At 65.1% G+C, this 3,576-nt stretch carries 4 protein-coding genes; all 4 read right to left on the bottom strand.

Annotated features, from left to right (window positions below; genetic code table 11):
* Positions 1 to 201 (bottom strand): hypothetical protein (locus V6M61_RS18120; RefSeq protein WP_332777992.1); only part of this gene is annotated, 201 nt, incomplete at its 3' end.
* Positions 202 to 209: 8 nt separating this feature from the next.
* A complete protein-coding gene (locus tag V6M61_RS18115) occupies positions 210 to 1,679 on the bottom strand; it encodes a cytochrome c oxidase subunit II (RefSeq protein WP_332777991.1) in 1,470 nt (489 codons plus the stop codon).
* Positions 1,680 to 1,859: 180 nt separating this feature from the next.
* The gene (locus V6M61_RS18110; protein WP_332777990.1) at positions 1,860 to 3,041 is read right to left on the bottom strand and encodes a CaiB/BaiF CoA transferase family protein; all 1,182 of its coding nucleotides are present in this window, start codon (positions 3,039 to 3,041) and stop codon (positions 1,860 to 1,862) included.
* A gap of 145 nt (positions 3,042 to 3,186) precedes the next feature.
* The coding region (locus V6M61_RS18105; protein WP_332777989.1) for an amidohydrolase family protein at positions 3,187 to 3,576 on the bottom strand (390 nt) is incomplete at its 5' end.

The following is a 3,576-nucleotide window of genomic DNA, read 5'->3' as shown; positions in this document are numbered from 1 at the left end:
CTGCATGCGCATCAGGCCGGACAACACCAGGGCGATGAGGCCGACGAAGATGGCCGTCAGCGAGTACTGAATGGCGATAACCTTGTGGTCCTGACTCCAGATATAGCGGGTCAGGAAACTCTTCGGCTCGTGCAGCAGCGCCGTTTCGGCTTGCTCCGCATAGGCCATCGGATCACCCTCCTGGCGAAGTCTCGGGGGCATCCGACTGCTCAGCGCACCTCTTGCGACTCCACCTTGCCTGCATCAGCGTCGGCATCGGCATCGGCCAGGGACTTGATAAACGCGGTCAATGCCTGCAGCTCCTCGTCGCTCGGGGCAGACGCCGGCATGATGGCCGGGTAGCCTTTGACGATCTGACTGCTGGGGTTAAGGATAGACTCTTTTAGATAGCCCTCATCGACCGCCACCTGCGAACCGTCGGCGAGGTTTTCCGTCTTGCCGTACAAGCCGCGCCAGCCGGGGCCGACGCTCGGGCCGCCATCGACACTGTGACAGGCCAGGCAGCCCAGCGACTCGGCCAGTCGCCGCCCCTGGGCGACCGCGTCGTCCGCTTCGCCGGTCGCAGATCCCTCCCGCGCCGCCGCACTCAGCGACTTGATCAGCGCCACCAGCGCGTCCAGTTCATCCTCGTTGAAGCGGTAGGGCACCATCACCGGTGGAAAACCCTGGACCAGCTTGGCCTTGGGGTCGAGGATCGACTCCTTCAGATAGGCCTCGTCGACCTGCACGCTGCTGCCATCGGCCAGCTGCTCGGTGCGCCCGTACAGATCCCTCCAGCCCGGGCCGAGGCTGGCACTGCCATCCTGGCTATGGCAGGCCTGGCAGCCGGCGCCTTCGGCCAGCTGGCGGCCTTTTTCCAACAGCGCATCGCGGCCGGGCGTGGGCGCGCGCGCCAGGCTCTGGGCAAAGGTCGGTTGGCCGCTCAGCCAGCTCTCGAACGCCTGCGGCTCCTCCACCTGCAGGTGCCCGCGCATGTTGTAGTGGCCCACCCCGCAATACTCGGCGCAGAGAATCTCGTACTCGCCGACCTGGGTCGGGGTAAACCAGAAGTAGGACACCATGCCGGGCACCATGTCCATCTTGCTGCGGATCTGCGGGATATAGAAGTTGTGCAGGACATCCTTGGAGCGCAGCAGGACCTTCACCGGTTGGCCGAGTGGCAGGCGAACCTGATTGCTCTTCACCAGCACATCGTCCTGTCCGGCCGGATCATTGCGGTCAATACCGAAAGGGTTCAACGAGTCGCTGAACTTGATATCCGTCCGGCCGAGCTTGCCGTCCTCGCCGGGAAAACGGAAAGCCCATTGCCACTGCTGGGCCAGGACTTCCAGCTCCTGGGCATTTTTCGGCACCCGGACGAAATCGTCGTACACCACCAGCCCCGGGGCCAACATGCCGACGATCCCCAGCGTGGTGATGACGACCAGCCAGCCTTCCAGCTTCTTGTTTTCCGGCTGGTAGTCCGCCCGCCTGCCGGCCTTGTGCCGGTAGCGCAGCACCGCCACGGCCATGAACAGCGTAACCGCGATGAAAAAGATCCCGGTGATGACCAGGGTGAGAAACAGCGTGGAGTCTATCGAGCCCCAGTTGGAAGCGGGCGGCGTCACCTGCCAAGGGCTCAGGATGTGAAACAGCACGGATGCAACAACGATGAGTATCAAGACAACTGCGATTGCCATAGCTCTTCATCCCGTTCCTGTTGCCCATTGGCTGTACAACGGAATCGCCACCACCCAGCATCACCTTCGACCAGCTCCCAACAGGTTGAACGCTTGCCCCGCCCCGGCGGCAAAAGCAGTGGCAAGTATAGTGCACCACCCCAGCGGTCGCTTTGTCCGGGCCCGGGCCATGCCCGGCAGTCAGGCCACGACTTTGCCGGCCTTGAGTTCGGCGATCCGCTCGGCCGAGTAGCCCAGCTCGCGCAGCACCTCTTCGGTGTGCGCGCCAAGCGGCGCGCCGATATGCCGGGGCGCGGGCAGGCCGCCGGAAAACCTGATCGGGCAGGCAATCTGCCGCTGTGGCGGGTTGCCGCCACGCGGCACTTCGGTGACCAGCCGGCGAGCCTGGAGCTGCGGATGCTCGAGCGCCTCGGCCAGGCTGAGCAGCGGCTCGACGCAGGCGTCCAGGCCGGCGAAGATCTGCTGCCACTCTGCGAAATCGTGCTTCTCGAACTCGATCTCGATCTCGCGCTTGAGCGCCTGCTGCTCCTCCGGCCTGGGCGAGAGGCCGCGCTCGGCCAGTTCCGGACGACCGATGGCGGTACAGAACTGCTGCATGAACTGCGGCTCCAGGCTGCCGACCGAGAACCAGCGCCCATCGCGGGTGCGGTAATAGTCGTAGAAGCTGCCGCCGTTGAGCGCCTGGTTCTCCATCTGCGGTTCGACCCCGGCGGCCAGGTAACCGGCACCGGCCATGCCGTGCAGGCTGAAGACGCAGTCGGTCATGCTCACATCGACCTGCTGGCCTTCGCCGGTGACCTGGCGCTGGATCACCGCCGCCAGCAGGCCCATCACCCCGTGCAGCGAGCCGCCGGCAATATCCGCCAGCTGCACGCCCAGCGGCAGCGGGCCGCTGTCGCGGCGCCCGGTATAGCTGGCGATGCCGGCCAGGGCCAGGTAATTGATGTCGTGGCCGGCGCGGTCCTTGTAGGGGCCGGTCTGGCCGTAGCCGGTGATCGACACGTAGATCAGCTTGGGGTTGACCGCCTTGAGCGCCTCGTAGCCAACCCCGAGCTTGTCCATCACCCCGGGACGGAACTGCTCGAGGACGATGTCGTACTCGGCGACCAGTTGCTTGACCAGCGCCACCGCTTCGGGCTGCTTCAGGTCCAGGGCGATGCAGCGCTTGTTGCGGTTGAGGTAGGCGTGGCTGGCCGAGACGCCACCGTCGTGCGGCGGCAGCACGCGCACCAGATCCATGCGCGTCGGCGACTCGATGCGCAACACCTCGGCGCCCATGTCGGCGAGCAGCAGCGAGGCGAACGGTCCCGGCAGCAGGGTGGAGAAATCGAGGATCTTCAGCGAAGACAGCGGGCCTTTCATGACGGCTCCTTGTGTGCGGATTGGACAGCGCTTGGTGACGCAAACCCGGTAGCCCGGATGCAATCCATCCGGGGCAGCGATGGCGCTCGTTACAACGTTCCCGGATTGCATCCGGGCTACGCAAAGCCTAGCGCCAGGCTTGGGCTCACAGCTTGAACACCCGCCGGGCATTCTCGTGGAGGAATTTCGCCTGCACTTCCTCGCTCAATCCCAGTTCCTCGACCTGGCTGATGCAGCGGCTGAGGGACAGCTGCGGGAAGTTGCTGCCGAACAGCACCTTGTCCTGCCCGTAGCTCTGCATGAACTGCAGCAGCGGCGCCGGGTAGTAACGCGGCAGGTAGGCCGAAGTATCGATATAGACGTTATCGTGCTTCCAGGCCACGCCGATCATCTCCTCGGTCCAGGGATGGCCGATGTGCCCGGCGACGATGCGCAGCTCGGGGAAGTCCAGCGCCACCTCGTCCAGGTAGGGCACCGGGCGGCCGGTTTCCGACGGCATCAGCGGGCCGGTGTGGCCGACCTGGGTGCAGAACGG

The organism is Polaromonas sp., from assembly GCF_036676035.1.
Taxonomy (GTDB): domain Bacteria; phylum Pseudomonadota; class Gammaproteobacteria; order Burkholderiales; family Burkholderiaceae_C; genus Polaromonas.
This window is presented reverse-complemented; position numbering and strand designations above follow the sequence as displayed.